The organism is Microcoleus sp. ARI1-B5, from assembly GCF_036705795.1.
Classification (GTDB): Bacteria; Cyanobacteriota; Cyanobacteriia; order Cyanobacteriales; family Microcoleaceae; genus Microcoleus.
Window position 1 is genome coordinate 26,256 of record NZ_JAUBVK010000013.1, and the last position, 16,408, is coordinate 42,663.

Genomic DNA, 16,408 nt, shown 5'->3' on the forward strand with positions numbered 1-16,408 from the left:
GATGCTGGCTACTTCTTGGGGAGTTTTGGCGATTGCGGGTTGGCCGATCACTATGGTTAAGGCTGCGGTGGTTCCTGTTAGCAGTGCGGTTAAGGTGTCATAACGAGAAAAGTTTATATTCATGGCTGTTGGTAATTTGTAGATGCGTCGGGGGAGTTGGCTGCTGGCGGCGGTTTGGGCTTTTTTAGTTTTTAGTTTGATTAGTGTTTTGAGGCAAAGGCGATCGGCTTTGTTCTTTAGTGATAATTTTACTCGCTATTTTGTTCCGCGATTCCCCGCACCCGGCCTCGGACACGACATTGCATCAACGTAGGGTGTTTATGGGCGCACCTTCCTAATCTGAACGTATGTTGCCCAACTTACTTCTTAATAAAACTCAACAATACATGACTCAAACTCAGTGCTTAATTCTTCCTTAGTCATCGTTCCCCGTGCGACTTGCATGACTAAATCATATGCTCGATCGTCCGTCAAATTCAGCGTGCAACCATTCAAACGCAAAAAGGTATCTGCCACCGCAAAAGCCGTTCTTTTATTGCCATCTATAAATGGATGATTCATCGCTATGTGATAGAGATAGGCGGCAGCTTGTTCGCTAATTGTTGGATGCAAAAGTTGACCGCCAAAAGTTGCTTGAGGCTGAGCCAAAGCCGACTCTAACAAACCTTCATCTCTAACGCCGGAAGTACCGCCAAAGCTAGAAATTTGGTCTTCATGAAGTTCTAACACTTCATCTATGGAGATAAATCTAGGAGTTTGCAAGGCGACGGTAAACCTCCTCTCGTTCTTTTTTAGATGCTAGATAAGCGTTCCAAACATCACTTTTATCTGATTTTACAGGATGTTTTGCTTTGAGAGCTAGTACAAAGTCAAGCATTTCTTTCAACATCGGTTCTGGTAATTGGTCAATTTCTTGAAGAAGTTGGTCTTTTGCGGTCATGTTTACTCCTAGTTATTTTACAACCATTTTACAACCTAAAGATGAGATAATCAAGGGCTGCCCGTAAAATTCGGCGGTTGAAACCGCTGCTATAAAAACGAAGTCCCTCTCTAAGAGACCCAAGAGGGCGGTTGAAACCGCGTCTATACAAACGAAGTCTGCCTCCGCAGACACAAGAGTAGAGTAAACTTATAAAGTTTGATATTTTGTTGCCCATTGGACGATCGCCTCAGTCAATCCATCTAAGGTGTATTCTGTGGCTTCTACGTCTAATTTACCCAATAAATTTTGGCAGCTTTTGGAAGTTTCCGGGCCGATGGATGCGATGCAAACACTTTCTAGCCACTCCTTAGACAAAGATAATTCGGGAGTTTTTTCTATAAGGTGGCAAAAGTTATGTACGGTTTTGGAACTGGCAAAGGTGATGATATCTATGGCTTGATTTTGGAGTGCGCGTCGGGCGATCGGATCGATTGTTTCGGGACAGCAAGATTGGTAAGCTGGTGCTTCGATTACTTGCGCTCCTTTGGCGGTGAATTCTTTGACTAAAACTTCTCTACCGCCGCTTTCTACTCTGGGAAATAGGATTTTGCAGTTTGGCAATTTGTCGGGGAAGTTTTCGACTAGGGAATCGGCGACAAAGTTGGGGGGAATAAAGTCGGGTTGTAGCGAGTGCGATCGCAAACTTTCTGCTGTCTTTTTCCCGACAACTGCTATTTTAATGCCAAACAAGCTCCGCGCGTCTTTGCCTTTTGCTTGCAATCGCTGAAAAAAGCAGTCTACAGCGTTGTGGGAAGTGAGAATTAACCAGTGAAAGCTTGACAATTGTGCGATCGCGCTATCTAACGGTTCCCAACTCGAAGGCGCACCAATTACCAAGGCTGGCATTTCGATCGCGCGGGCTCCTAGTTGCTGGAGCCGATCGCTAAATTGACCAGACTGAGAAGCTGCGCGGGTGACTAAAATGGTTTTTCCGGCTAGCGGCTGGCTGTTGTTAGCGGTGACAGGTGTATGGCTCATGTTTGTGCTTTCTGGCTGAATTAAATATTCGCGCAATCTGACTACTTCCCCAATGATTATCACGCAAGGCGACAGAGATTGACCTGCTGTTTGCTGTACAATATCGGAGAGCGTGCCGAGCCAAAGAAGCTGTTCGGGGCGGCCGCAATCTCTGATAATGGCGATCGGAGTTTCGGGCGATCGCCCGTGTTTTTGCAATTGCCAAATTATCTCATTTAAATTGCGCCCTCCCATCAATATTACCAAAGTTTCTATCCGCACTAAAGCTTCCCATTCCAGAGCATCCGGTTCGTGGGCGCTCATTACAGCAAAACAGCGGCTCATCACCGGATCGGTGAGGGGAATTCCTGCTAATAAAGGTGCGGCTAATGCTGATGAAATTCCGGGTATTACTTCAAACTCGCACCCGGCTGTTATCAATGCTTGAATTTCGGAACTGGAGCGACCAAAAATAAACGGATCGCCGCTTTTGAGCCGCACGACTTGTTTGCCTAGTTGGCAGTGTTCTACCAGCAAGCGGTTAATTTCTTGCTGCTGGGCGGAAGGTTTGCCGCCGCGTTTGCCGACTTCTATTTTCCGACAAGTTGCTGGGATTAATTCGAGTTGCGGGATGTCGATGAGGGCGTCGTAGATTAAGACTTCGGCTTGGGAGAGCAGTTTGTGCGATCGCACTGTCATCAAGTTACAATCTCCGGGCCCCGCACCGACTAGATAAACTTTTCCTTTTGGGTTTTTCACAATTCCTCCTCGATCGTTTCGATAGTATAGTTTAATTAATATTGCGGTGGGCATTGCGCGCCCTACCGTGTCCAGCAGTTTATTGTATAATAAAAGCTATTTATGCAGATTATCATCATCACGGCCGCCGATGCAAATTACTTTGAACTGGTGCGAGGCACTATTTTATCGGTGCGGGAAAAATCCGAGGGTGAAAATGTGGCGATCGGCTTTTTCGATCTCGGCTGCACTCCCGAACAGTTGCAGTGGCTGGAAACACAAGTTAATATCATTCAAAAGCCCGATTGGGACTTTGACTTTCCCGGTAAAAATGAAGCCCCTCACTATCTCAAAGGACTTTTAGCCCGTCCGTTTCTGCGCCGATACTTTCCCAATTTTGACATCTACCTGTGGATAGATGCCGATGCTTGGGTGCAAGATTGGCAAGCTGTGGAATTATTCGTAAAAGGCGCGGCAAAACGGGGTTTAGCAGTTGTTCCCGAATTAGATAGAGGCTATTATTTAGCTTATGGCAAATTGCCTTGGTACTGGGAATTTGTTTATCGCGATTATCAAGCAGCTTTTGGGGAAGAAGTAGCCGAACATTTGCACAGCTATCCCACCATCAATGCAGGTATTTTCGCACTGCACAAAGATGCGCCGCACTGGGAACTTTGGGCGGAATATCTGGAACAGGGATTGCAGCGGCACGTTTCTTTGATGACCGACCAAATAGCATTAAATCGGTTGGTTTACGGCACTGAAATGTTCGATCGCACAGAGATGCTGCCGGCTCGGTGCAACTGGAGCTGCAACTTTGGTTTGCCCGTCTGGGACAAGCAGCAAGCCTGTTTTGTGGAGCCGTATTTGCCGCACGGGGCGATCGGCATTCTGCACATCACCGGTCACAAGCACGACTTAGTAAAAATAGCAACAACCGACGGCAATCAAATAGAAATTAGTCTCCGCTACCAACCAATACAACAGCCAGTATCTCCACAGTTAAAATCAGAAAAACTGACAGTACAACCACAATCTGAAATCACAAACAATACTTTGTTACCCGCCGGAGATTACGTCTCGCCAGGATTAAAAATTATTCTCCCAGATGCGTACTTTCCCAACATGATTGTTGGCGATACTCAGACTTGTCCGTGGCCTTACCTGCGCCGGGAAATCAAGCACAATTGGTATGTCGATCGCCGTGTTAGTTCAGTCGGATTTCTCAGCCGCGACGAAGCGCACATTCTTTACAATACAGCCCTGCAATTCACAGGTAAAAAAGCATTAGAAATAGGCTGCTGGCTGGGATGGTCTGCGTGTCACTTAGCCCTCGCAGGAGTTGAGTTAGATGTCGTCGATCCGCTGTTAGAAAGAGAGGACATCAGACAAAGCGTCATCGATTCAATTCAAGGCGCTCTCAATGCGTCTGGCGTTCAAACTTCCGTCGAGCTAATACCTGGGTATAGCCCCCAAAGAGTAGAAGAATTTGCCTCTCAATTCAACCGCAAATGGTCGTTAATTTTTATTGATGGAGAACACGAAGGCGATGGCCCGTTAAATGATGCGATTGCCTGCGAAAAATTGGCTGAAGAAGATGCCATAATTTTATTTCATGATTTAGCTTCTCCCGCTGTGGCTAAGGGTTTGGATTACTTGAAACAAAAGGGATGGCAAACGGTAATATATCAAACAATGCAAATTATGGGGGCTGCTTGGCGGGGGAATGTCGAGCCTGTAAAACATCAACCAGATCCCAATATTTCTTGGCAGTTACCAGCACATTTACAGGGCTATTCAGTCAGCGGTATTTCAGTTATGCCAAAACAGAACTTGCCAACCCTACAGCAGCCAAATTTGGGGAAAATTATTGACAGCAGCAAATCGTCAGTGCAAACTTTTCCTGCAAACTTTAAAAATATCTTGTCAATTGTGCGCCCCTACACGCTGCTTAGCGAATCGAGACTGTTTTCTCTGTATTGTTTGACCAAGCAAATATGTGTGGAAGATTTGCCGGGAAATTTTGTAGAATGCGGAACTTGCAAAGGCGGTTCAGCGGCGTTAATGGCATTTGTAATTAAACATTACAGCCGCCGTCCGAGAGTGCTGTATGCTTTTGATACGTTTGAAGGAATGCCGGCACCTACTGAGATTGATAAACATCAGGGAATACCTGCAAATCTCACCGGTTTTGGCGAAGGAACTCTCAAAGCTGCAATTAGTGAAAATTTGGATAAAATCTGTGAATTACTGCAAGTTAAAGATATTGTTGTACCGGTTAAGGGATTATTCGCCGAGACTTTACCCAAATACAAGCCAGCAATAGGAAGTATTGCGTTTCTGCACGCTGATGGAGATTGGTATGAGTCAACAATGGATATATTTAATACGCTTTATGACAGCGTTATTTCTAACGGTTTGATTCAAGTTGATGATTACGGACACTGGGAGGGCTGCAAGCAAGCAGTACACGATTTTGAGAAGATGAAAGATGAGTCATTTTCTCTGCATACCATTGATGAAACAGGTGTCTGGTTTCAAAAGTTCAAATAGTATTAAGTCTGACCGTGTTTGTAGTGAGGACTTTAGTCCTCTCTCTGGGAGGAAGAAGGACTAAAGTCCGATGCTACGAACCAGGTTTGTAGTGAGGACTTTAGTCCTTCTTCATCCTATTATCTAAAGCTCCTTAATAACATCTAGAAAGCGCTTAACTTGTTTTTCCCAACTCCAATCGAGCATAAAATTCGCCGCTGCTAAACCGCGATTTTTGGCGGCTTCGCGCTTAGTATAAACTTGTTCCAAAGCCTCAACAACTTCTTCAACGTCAGACTCTCCCCAACCTTCTACACCGGGAAAATGAGCAGTCGGTTTAACTCGTCCCTGATGCGATAAAGGATAGCAAATGTTGCTGTAAATCAAGTCTAAATGCCCGGTATTTGCTGATAAAATAGTCGGAATTCCGCAGGCCATACTTTCCATCGCGACTAAATTAGTGCCGCCTTCGCAGCGGTTGGTGAAAACAGCGCAGTCGGCTTCTCGCAATATTTGTCCGGCGAGGTGATTGGGAATTAAGCCGATGTCGATAAAAGAGTCAACCGGTAAACCGTTAGCCGCCAACCATTGGGAAATTCCTAAACTGCCGTCGCGGTTGATATTCGGAAGTCCGGTAACGTTTCCGGTTTGTTCGATTCCCAGCATATACTGGGGCCAGAAGTTGTGCCATGTTGTTAGTAACAAAGCTTCTGGATGTTTGGCGCGAAATCGTTTGAAAGCGGCAATTACAATATCTTGACCTTTGCGATATTCGAGTTTGCCGCCGGAGAAAATCACGAAGCGATCGCCAAATAGATTAGATTTAGGTGCAGGATGGAAAATTGCCGGGTCAATTCCTTGATTTACCATCGCCACATTAGTCAAGCCGCAGCTTCTCAAAACATCGGCATTCCAGTGGGAACCGGCGACAATCGCGCTATATTTCTTGGCTTTTTCTAGTGCTTCTGCGGTGATTCGCGTGTCTTCAAAAAAGATGACTCCTACTTGACAAGCGCTGATAATTTGATTGTCAACTCCAGAGGGTGCTAAATTGTTGCCGAGAGCGTAAAGTACAGGAAAATTACAACTAATCTGTTTGTCGTAATTGGCTGTTACTAATTCCTGAAATTGTTTCTGCTTTTCTACTACGGGTAATAACAGCGATTTGTGCAGCGGATTGATGGATTCTGAGGTGATGGATGGCGGTACTAAAAGTGCAACTTCCCAGGCGGGATTTCGCAGCAGTTGCAGTGTTAAATTCATGCCGTAAATTCCCCAGCCGCTGGTGATGCTGACTGGCCAACTGATGCCGATTCCTGTTATTTGTGGCGGGGTTTCTGGGAGGGGATTTTGAGGCGGAGCCTCTGGATATGCGTTCCCAGACAGAGCCTGGGAACGAGCCTGGGAACTGGTAATTAGCTGTTCTAGGGCGGTTTTTATACGATCGCACGCGCCATCCCAATCACCCGCCTTTGACTGCCTAAACAGACGCACAGTGGGATACCAAGGGCTGTCTTCGCGCTCCAACAGCCACCGCCAATCCGGCATAAAAGACAGCAAAATCCACACCGGTTTACCCAAAGCACCGGCTAAGTGCGCCACAGCAGTATCAACACAGATTACTAAATCCAGTTGCGAAATAATCGCTGCGGTGTCGGCAAAATCGCCTAAATGTTCGCTTAAATCATGAATTTGCTGTTGATTTAATAAAGTGCGATCGCCCGCTAACACATCTTTCTGAAGGCTGTAAAAACTCGCTCCCGCAACATCTAAAAAATTCACGAAATCGCTCAATTTACACGATCGCTCGTGATTCTTGCGGTGCAGCGGGCCGCCCGCCCACACAATACCTACTTTTAGTCGATCGTTCGGTTCTAGAGAAAATTTACCATCCTGTGGCGGAGCTAAATAAGGAATATTTGCAGGTAAATTTTGCAAAGTAGTTCCCAGAATTCGCGGCAAACTTAGCAGCGGCGCTTGCACTTGAAATTCTAGCAAATCCTTCGGGTTTGTTACTACATTATCTACCCCTGCAACTCCTTCAAACAAGCGCTTCAGCGATGGATGACAAGCAACAATAACTTTGCCACCTTTTTGCTTAACCAAAGGTGCGTAGCGGATAAAATGAATCGCATCGCCAAAACCTTGTTCTGGGTGCAATAAAATTGTTTTCGAGGGCAAATCGGAACCGTCCCAAAGCGGTCGATCGAAATAGCGCTGCTCCAGTTCTTGAGTTTGCCAGCGCGATTCGTACTCCGCAAAACCACGCTGCAAATTGCCATTTAAAAGCAAAGCAAACGCTAGTCTCAAACGCAAATTGGGCGATTCGGGAGATAGTTGAATTGCTTTAGTATAGCAGTCGATCGCCTCGATAACTTTTCCTTGTTCTTCCAGGGCGCAACCTAAATATAAGTGGGTTTCGCCCTGGTTTGGATTGGTTTCTAGCGCTTGCTTGTAGTGACAAATTGCCTCGGCTATTTGTCCTTTTTCCTGTTTGAGATAACCTAAATAAGTGTGGGCTTCGGCGTGGCTGGACGAGGCGGCAATTACTTGTTCGTAGCGCGCGGCGGCGGCTGCTTTGTTACCTTGTTTTTGTAAGGCTTTTGCTATGTGAAACTGCACGTCAATTTCTGTCAGGGCGTTGGGAGCGATCGCGCTTGGCGATTGCGGTGTCTCACTCGCGATCGCAAATGAGGTTGTTAACTCTTGCAAGGCGGTTTTTATGCGATCGCAAACTCCATCCCAATCGCCCGCTTTTGACTGCCGAAACAACCGCGCAGTGGGATACCAAGGACTGTCTTCGCTCTCCAACATCCACCGCCAATCCGGCATAAAAGACAGCAAAATCCATACAGGTTTGCCCAAAGCACCGGCTAAGTGCGCGACAGCAGTATCCACGCAGATTACTAAATCTAGTTGCGATATCACCGCCGCAGTATCGGCAAAATCGTTCAAATTGTCGCTCAAATCTGTTACTGGAATTTGATTTAACAAAATACGATCGCCCGCCGACACTTCTTTCTGAAGGCTGTAAAAACTTACACCGGGAATATCTAACAATTTCAGGAAATAGCTTAAATCGCTCGATCGCTGAAAATCCTTCAAATGTTCCGAACTTCCCGCCCACACAATCCCTACTTTGAAATTGCCATCGGAATTTAGCGAAAATTGCCAATTCGGCGGCGCCGCTAAATAAGGAACACTTGCGGGTATATTTTCTAAATTTGTTCCCAGAATGTGCGGCAAACTCATCAGCGGTGCTTGTACTTGGAAATCCGGCAATTCCTCCCTCCGCACCGCAACTTGTTCGATGCCAGGAATCTGCTTAAATAAACGCTTCAGTTCTTGATAGCAAGAGATGATGACTTTGCCGCCTTTTTGCTGCACAATGGCGGCGTAGCGCACAAATTGAATGGCATCGCCCAAACCTTGTTCGCAGCGCAGCAAAATAGTTTGCCCGTTCAAATCTGAACCGTCCCAAACGGGCTTGTCAAAATTCAACCGCTGCAATTTTTTCGCCTGTTCAGTTTGCCAGCGCCACTCGTATTCTGCTAAACCGCGCGGCAAGTCCCCAGTCAACAGCAAGACTAAGCCTAAATTGAAGTGAGCTTTAACACAATTTGCATCGATTGCGAGAGCTTGATTGTAGCAGGAAATTGCGCGATTTGCGTCTCCCAATTGTTGTACAGCACTGCCTAAATTAGTGATTGCTTCTACATAATTTGGATCTAATGATATTGCTCGTTCCAAGCTAGAAATTGCCTGTTCTATTTTGCCCGCAGCCAAGCATAACGTTCCCAGGTGGTAGTGTCCTTTAGGATTGTTCGGTTCTGCTTCAATTGCACGCTGGTAAAGGCGTTCTGCCTCAGCTAGCTGACATTTTGCTTGCATCGCCGCGCCCAAATTTACCAGCGCGGGCACGTAATTCGCATTGACGGAAAGTGCTTGGTGAAAACAGGCGATCGCACTTTGCAACTCGCCCTGCTGCTGGAATGTCGCGCCGAGATTGTTGAGAGCTTTGACATAAACTGGATTTAGGGCTATCGCCTTTTGAAAACAAGTTACAGCATCGGCTGTATTCCCCCGATCTTGCAGCAAAATGCCCAAGTTATTTTGCGATTGAGCGCAGTTCGGGTCAATTTCGATCGCGCGCTGATAATAGGTGGCAGCTTCGGCTAAATCGCCTGTTTGGTGCAGCGTCACTGCCAAATTAGTAGCGGCTGCGATCGAATTCGGCTGCAAAACCAAAGCATTCTTAAAATAGGCGATCGCCTCCGCAAACCTGCCTTGGGATTTCAGCAGATTTCCACGATCGAACTGTTTCTTAGCCAACTCAATATTTGGCTGACTTTCTCCTAGGGGTAGAGCTTCCTGATGCTGGCAAATTCTTTCTTTCAGCGCCAAAATAGCCCGTTCTAAAACGCCTTCCCAATCCCCCGCTGTGGACTGGCGAAACAGCCGCGCCGTCGGATACCAAGGACTATCTTCGCTCTCCAACATCCACCGCCAATCCGGCACAAAACACAGCAAAATCCACACCGGTTTGCCCAAAGCACCGGCCAAGTGCGCCACAGAAGTATCTACAGAAATCACTAAATCCAGAGCCGATATTACAGCCGCAGTATCGGCCACGTCGTGCAAATGAGAGCTTAAATCTGTTACGGGCATTTGCTCTAACCAAGCGCGAGCTTCTGCTGTCATTTCCTTTTGCAAACTGTAAAAATCTGCTCCGGGAATCTCTAACAGCTTGGTTAACAAATCTAGCGGGAACGATCGCACTTTATTTTGTGAATGTTTAGGATTTCCCGACCAAACAATCCCTACTTTCAAATTAGGAGTGTTCGGAATAGAACATTCCCAGCCCGGGGGCGGAGCTAAATAAGGAACTTTTGCCGGTATAGTTTCTAAAGTTGTTCCCAGGAGGTGCGGCAAACTCATTAGCTGCGCGCGTACTTGAAAATCCGGTGCATCTTCTGGATTAACTATTAACTCGTCGATTCCCGAAACTTGTGCAAACAAGCGCTGCAAGTGCGGCAAACACCAAACAATTACCCGTCCGCCTTTTTGCTTAACTAAATCTGCGTAGCGGATAAACTGAATTGCATCGCCTAAACCCTGTTCCGGGCAAAGCAAAATAGTTTTTCCCTCCAAATCTTTCCCATCCCAAATCGGCTGCTGAAAGTTGTAAGTTGGGAACTGTTTTTCTTTAACCAGGAGCCGCCATTCGTATTCGGAAAAACCGCGCTCAAATTCTCCCGACAGCAGCAAAGCTAAACCTAAGTTTAGGTGAGATTCCGGGTTAGCGGCATTGAATGTTACTGCTTGGCTGTAGCAGGTGACAGCACCTGCAAATTGACCGCTCGAGTGCAAAGCCTTTCCCAAACCGTTGAGGGGATTGATATAACCGGGTTTGAGTTCGATCGCCCGATCGTAACATTCGATCGCCTCTGCCATTTTTCCCGCTTCCTCAAAAGCTTTACCCAGATTGTTCCAAGCTTCGGGAAAGTCAGGTTTCAGGCTCAAAGCTTGCTGGTAACAGGCGATCGCACCTGCAATTTTGCCTTGTTTGTGCAGGACAATTCCCAGATTGCAGCGAGCGCCAGCACTTGATGGCAACTCCTGAACCGCTTGCTGGCAAACAGCTAGAGCCTCATCTAAGTTATCTGGGTTTGGCAGCGAACTCCCCAAAGCGAGATCAGTTTCTGCTAAATCCGGTTGCAGCGCCAGAGCTCGATCGTAATACGCGATCGCATCGGCAACTCGGCCCTGTCGGATCGAGGCGTATGCTAAGTTGTGCAAGGCATTTAAGTAATTTGGATCGAGATCGATCGCCCGTTTGTAATTCGCGATCGCCCGTTCGTAATTCGCCCCCGCTTCCTCCCCTTGTTCCTCCAGCACAATTCCCAAATTCAAATAAGCCGCCGCGCAATTAGGATTAACTTGAATCGCTTGCTCGTAGCAGCTTACAGCCTCCGGCACATTCCCTTGCTCTTCCCGCAGCACGCCCAAATTAACCAGCGCTTCCGCGCAATTCGGGTTCAAAGACAGCGCCCGCTCGTATTCTGCGATCGCCCCTTCATTCTCCCCTGCTTCCGCCAGCGCGCTGCCCAAATTGCTCGCAGTTTCCGCCAAATTCCGGTCGATTTCTAGCGCTTTTCGGTAATGCGCGATCGCCTCTGTTAAGCGCCCGCTTTGCTGTTTGACAACGCCCAAATTGCTGTGGGCGGCGGCATAATTCGGATCGATCGCGATCGCCCGCTCGTAACATTCGATCGCACCGCCAAAGTTGCCCTGCTGCTGCAAATCTCGGCCCGAGCGAAACTCTGCATCCGCCGCATCCGACGGCACAAATGCAGCAGAAACAGCGCCTAGAGCTTGCGCCACCCGCTCGAAAACAGGTTTCCAGTCGCCCCGCTGATGCTGGCGGAACAGCCGCGCCGTCGGATACCAAGGACTGTCTTCGCGCTCCAACAGCCACCGCCAATCCGGGGAAAACGCCAGCAAAATCCAGACCGGTTTGCCCAAAGCGCCCGCCAAATGAGCGACAGCGGTATCGACGCTAATGACTAAATCCAGTTTGGCGATCGCAGCAGCAGTATCGGCCAAGTCGCCAAAATGCGGGCTCAAATCGACGATCGGCGTTTGATTCAACAGCGCGCGATCGGCCTCTAAAACCTCCTTTTGCAAGCTGTAAAAAGTTACCCCCGAAACGTCCAAAAGCGGCAGAAACTGACTTAAACCGCAAGAACGCTGGGTGTTTTTGCGGTGTTTGGGATTTCCCGCCCAGACAATCCCAACTTTCAAATTGCGATCGGGCAAAAGCGCAAATTCAGCATCCGCAGGCCCAGATAAATAAGCAGCATTTGCCGGAATTGTTGAGAGCTTTGTACCGAGAACATAGGGCAAACTCAGCATCGGCACTTGCACGTCAAATTCCGGCAGCGGCTCACCTCTAACTATCAGCAAATCAATACCATCAAGCATTGCAAACAAACGGCGCAATTGCGGGTAACAGTCAACAATTACCCTACCGCCTCGATTTTTGACGATCGCCACGTAGCGAATAAACTGAAGCGAATCGCCTAAACCTTGTTCGGCGTGCAGCAAAACAGTCTTTCCCTGCAAATCGGAACCATCCCACAGCGGCCGGTATTCTCTCGCCGAAACTGTATTTCCCGGCGCCGTCAAAAAACAGGAATGGCCAGTTTTAAATTCTTTGATTTGCCAGCGCCACTCGTATTCGGCGAGACCATTTTCAAAATCTCCCGCCAACAGCAAAGCCAAGGACAAATTCAGGTGAGCGCTAGCATGATTTGGATTCAAATGAATCGCGCGTCTGTAACAGGCGATCGCATCTTCAACCGCGCCTTTTTCCAGAAAAGTCCTGCCTAAATTATTGATAGCTTCCACAAAATCCGGCAGCAATTCCAGAGCTTTGTGATAATACTCCAGCGCCTCTTCTAAATTGCCCTGTTCTTGCAGCACTGTTGCCAGATTGTTGTAAGCTTCCCAGCTATGGGGTTGAATTTCCAGCGCTCGCCGGTACAGATCGAGCGCTCTTAAAAGTTCGCCCTTTTCTTGCAGCGCCACCGCTAAATTAATCAGTGCGGGCACGAAATCCGGTTCAGCGGCAAGAGCTTGTTCGTAATGTGCGATCGCCTCTTCGACTTGACCTTGTTCCTCAAAAATCTTTGCCAAGTTGTAAGCTGTTTGAGGAATATTTGGAGCGAGGGCTAAAGCTTCTCGGTAATGCGGAATAGCTGCATCTAACTCGCCCTTTTCTTGCTTGAGGAAACCAAAATTAATCCGTGCTTGGACGCAATTTGGTTCGATAGAGATTATTTGTTCGTAAAGGGCGATCGCCTCTTCCTTATCGCCTGTTTCCATTAAATGTTCTGCTTGCCGCAATAAATCCTCTAAAACAACCGAATTTGCGATCGCCACAGATGTCTCAATCCCCTGCAATTGCTTGACTGCGGAGCCTGGGGCTAAGGCTGGATTCGCGATCGCAAATACTTGTTGACTCCGATCTACCAGACTTGAATTTGTCATTTCCAGCACTTCCGAATCGAGGGAAGCCGTCCGATCGACAGTCATTGTGAGCGGATATTTCCCAGAATCCTCGGAAGAAGTAGCAGAATGTGCGATCGCAAATAAACTCAAAGCCGCCTGCACTTCATCAAACAATTCTTGCCAACTTTCCGGCTGACTTTGGCGAAAAAGCCTTGCAGTTGGATACCAAGGATTGTCTTCGCGCTCCAGCAGCCAGCGCCAGTCAGGAGCAAAAGAAAGCAGCACCCAAACCGGTTTACCCAAAGCACCGGCTAAATGTGCAACAGAGGTATCGACACTAATCACTAAATCCAGTTGGGATATCGCCGAAGCCGTATCAGCAAAGTCGCTCAGATGCGGACTCAAATCCGGTATTAAGTGCTGGTTGAGCAAAGTGCGATCGCACTCCGACAAGTTTTTTTGTAAACTATAAAAAGCAATTCCCGGCACATCCAAAAATTGAATAAAATCGCTCAAACTGCAAGAGCGCTGATTATCTTTCCGGCGCTGCGGGCTCCCCGCCCACACAATCCCCACCTTCAAATTTGCCTCAGAAGCCAGCGCAAAATTGCACTCAGCAGGCGGAGCTAAATAAGGAACATTGGCCGGGATTGTTTCCAGAGTTGTCCCCACAATTCTCGGCAAACTCATCAGGGGTGCGTGAACGTCAAATGCTGGCAAATTCTCAAAACAGACTGATAAATATTCAATACCGGCAACTGTCGCAAACAACCGCATCAATTCTGGATAGCAAGCCACCATAACTTTAGCGCCTCGGCTGCGCAGAATCGGCGCGTAGCGAATAAACTGAATCGAATCGCCGAAGCCTTGCTCGACATGGAGTAAAATAGTTTTCCCCTGCAAATCCGCACCATCCCAAAGCGGCTGTAGAAATTGTCTCGGTTCTACTTGCGAAGTACGCCACCGCCACTCGTATTCAGCAAAACCGCGCTGAAAATCTCCAAACAATAGCAAACTTAAGGCTAATTCCAGGTGTGCGGTGGCATTGTCTGGCTGCAATTCCAAGGCTCGAAGGTGACAAGCAAAAGCCTCTTGAAATTCTCCTAAATCGACCAAAGCGTGGGCGAGGTTGTTAATAGCATCTACGAAGTCGGGCTTAAATTTTAATGCTTGTCGGTAGTGGGATATTGCTGCTTTTGCATTTCCTTGTTCGTGGTAAAATGCTCCCACATTGTTCTGAGCTTCGGGATTGTTTGGCTCTATTTCTATAGCTTTCTGGTAGCATTTAAAAGCTTCTGCTAATTCACCTTGCTCCTGCAAAATTCTTCCCAACCCGATGATAGAATATGTCAAATTTGGATTAATTTTTAAAGCGTGCAAGTAACAGGCAACTGCCTCGTTTAAGTGATTTTTTTCCTTGAATAAACCTGCTAAATTGTGCGCTGTTTCGACGCGACTTGGTTCGAGATGCAGCGCTGTTTGGTAATATAAAATTGCCGAGTCTATTTCGCCTAATTGCTGTTTTAGCCAGCCCAAATTATTGTATGCGAGTGCGGAATTTGGCTGGATTTTGATGACTTGTTCGTAACTGGCGATCGCCCTTTGACTTTCCCCTCGATCCATCAAAACATGAGCTTTGTTTAAATGTGCTTCTACAAAATCGGGGTTTTGGGCGATCGCGCGATCGTAAAAGTCGATCGCCTCAGCAACTTTTCCCTGCTGTCTAACCGCTATTCCCAACAAACACAACACATTTGCTGACTCCGGCTGCACTTCTACGATTTGCCGGTACAAATTCTCAGCTTCTAACAAACGCCCCGCTTGGTGATATTCCCAAGCTATGTTCAAAGAATCTTCTGCACCCAGTTTGACGGCAGATTTTTGCGATTTTTTCTTAGAAGCCATAGTTGTCTTTGTTGTTTGGGAGTTCGCCAACTTGTAATTGCCAACTTATTCTAATCTGTTAACTCTTCCTTCCTTCTTCCCTCAACATCCATGCGTTAAATCCGTTACATCCGCTACATCCGTTACAAAATCCGCTGCCGAACTTCTACCCTAACAAACAAGCTGCGGGAAAAATTAGATATTCTAAGAAAAACAACTTCCAGATAAACTGATAAAAATCAGCAATTTCTTTTTGCTCGTCCAAATCAACTTTCGCGCTCCAAAACCACATCAAACCCAAAGCCACGAAATGAGAAACCGCCAGAAACACTAAATTAACATTAGACAATGCGACTGCTCCCGCCAAAGTCGCCCCCAAATAGCAAACCGTCAACACCCAGCGAGACAAATTAAAGACAGCAGGCTTGCCCAGCTCGATCGTAAACGTAGTAATATTGTATTGCTTGTCGCCCTCCATGTCGGGAATATCTTTAAAAATCGCGATCGCAAAAGTAAACACAATCACAAAAACCGTCAGCACCCAAACTTCCCCAGGAATCCCCAAAGACGCGCTATCCCAACTCCAGCCCGAGAAAATGCTTTTCGCCCTAGACAAACCCAACACCCAATTAAAGTGCAGAAACAGCCCTAAATTGACGATCGCGCCCCGCACCGTAAAAATGCACAGCGCCGCCCAAAAAGGAAACCGCTTCAGCCGAATTGGCGGCAGAGAATAAACAGTCCCGATCGCCAAACTCACACCAACTGTAGCCAGCAAAAACGGGCCTTGCAAAACAGCCGTCAAAACAGCGATAATTCCCGCGACAATTACAATTAATTCCCCTGTCTTGCGAGAAAACGCTCCCGAGGCAATCGGCAAATAAGGCTTATTTATCTTATCAATTTCAACATCTTCTAACTGGTTCAATCCCACAATATAAATATTGCCGCAAATGCAAGCCAACCAAGCAAAAGCTAGGGGCAAAAATATAGGATTCGCAAATAATCTGGTGCTTTGGGCTATCGCATACAAAGCCAGTACGCTCAACGTAGTCCCGATTATCGTGTGCGGTCGAGAAAACTCCCAAAAAGCGCTCGCCCAGCTTTGCGGAGCCGAGCCATTGTTATCTTTATCAATCCAAGACTTGCCGATCGAATCGTTGCTCATAAATCCTACAAACGCACCAAAAATACTATTCTGTAGGGTGTTCTTCCGAGCCATTGGTATCAACAATCGCCTAAAACCCTTGAGTTCTATCGTTTATAACCGAGTCTAGATCCCCCTCGCATCCCCCTTCTTAA

General features: G+C 47.2%; 6 protein-coding genes. 1 reads left to right on the forward strand and 5 read right to left on the reverse strand.

Annotation, left to right across the window (positions count from 1 at the left end; all coding sequences use genetic code 11):
* Window positions 1-366 precede the first annotated feature (366 nt).
* From QUB63_RS19220 to cobA, 3 genes are all read right to left on the reverse strand, one after another.
* Window positions 367-762 (reverse strand): type II toxin-antitoxin system death-on-curing family toxin, encoded by a 396-nt coding sequence (locus tag QUB63_RS19220; RefSeq protein ID WP_332946868.1) that lies wholly within the window; start codon window positions 760-762, stop codon window positions 367-369.
* Entirely contained in the window at window positions 749-940 is a 192-nt protein-coding gene (locus QUB63_RS19225) for a DUF2281 domain-containing protein (protein ID WP_332946869.1), read from the reverse strand. Before QUB63_RS19225 ends, QUB63_RS19220 begins: the two co-directional genes overlap by 14 nt.
* A gap of 189 nt (window positions 941-1,129) precedes the next feature.
* Window positions 1,130-2,698: a uroporphyrinogen-III C-methyltransferase gene (gene cobA, locus QUB63_RS19230; protein ID WP_332947006.1), complete on the reverse strand. Its 1,569-nt coding sequence runs from the start codon at window positions 2,696-2,698 to the stop codon at window positions 1,130-1,132.
* Window positions 2,699-2,800: 102 nt separating this feature from the next.
* Between cobA and QUB63_RS19235 the strand changes: the two genes are divergently transcribed.
* A complete protein-coding gene (locus tag QUB63_RS19235; RefSeq protein ID WP_332946870.1) occupies window positions 2,801-5,230 on the forward strand; it encodes a class I SAM-dependent methyltransferase in 2,430 nt (809 codons plus the stop codon).
* A gap of 123 nt (window positions 5,231-5,353) precedes the next feature.
* Here QUB63_RS19235 and QUB63_RS19240 read toward each other — a convergent pair whose 3' ends face one another.
* Both QUB63_RS19240 and QUB63_RS19245 read right to left on the reverse strand, forming a co-directional pair.
* Window positions 5,354-15,127, reverse strand: a complete 9,774-nt coding sequence (locus tag QUB63_RS19240) for a tetratricopeptide repeat protein (protein WP_332946871.1) — start codon at window positions 15,125-15,127, stop codon at window positions 5,354-5,356.
* A gap of 145 nt (window positions 15,128-15,272) precedes the next feature.
* A complete protein-coding gene (locus QUB63_RS19245; RefSeq protein WP_332946872.1) occupies window positions 15,273-16,274 on the reverse strand; it encodes a homogentisate phytyltransferase in 1,002 nt (333 codons plus the stop codon).
* Window positions 16,275-16,408: the final 134 nt, after the last annotated feature.